This is a genomic window from Faecalibacterium sp. DFI.5.82 (genome assembly GCF_029076575.1).
Lineage (GTDB): Bacteria > Bacillota > Clostridia > Oscillospirales > Ruminococcaceae > Faecalibacterium > Faecalibacterium duncaniae.
In genome coordinates, this window is sequence record NZ_JARFIS010000370.1 from 1 (window position 1) to 319 (window position 319).

Sequence of the window (319 nt, forward strand, 5' to 3'; positions counted from 1 at the left end):
GGACTGACAACACCCGATATTCGATTTACGCCTAAGCTACAGGAAGTTCAGACGGTGTACCAGCCCATCGACCTTCGGGTGAAGGACCTCCGGAATGGAAACTTTGTTCTGGAAAACCGTTGTGAGCAGCTGAACCTGAGAGATTTTGCAGCTCAACTGCGCCTGCTGGAAAATGGTGTTTGTCGGGAAATCAGAGAGCTCTCTCTGCCGGATTGCCCTGCAGGGCAGTCGGTGGTATGGAAGGCCGACCTGCAGGATATTCCTCCGGCTTCGGGAGAACAGTTTCTGGAGTTCCTGTTCATGGAGAAATCTCCGGCCC

1 protein-coding gene is annotated in these 319 nt (G+C 53.6%); it reads left to right on the top strand.

What is annotated here, in order from left to right; all coding sequences use genetic code 11:
- Window positions 1-54: 54 nt before the first annotated feature.
- Window positions 55-319: hypothetical protein (locus P0G09_RS17035; protein WP_275253260.1), on the top strand; the 265-nt coding region annotated here is incomplete at its 3' end.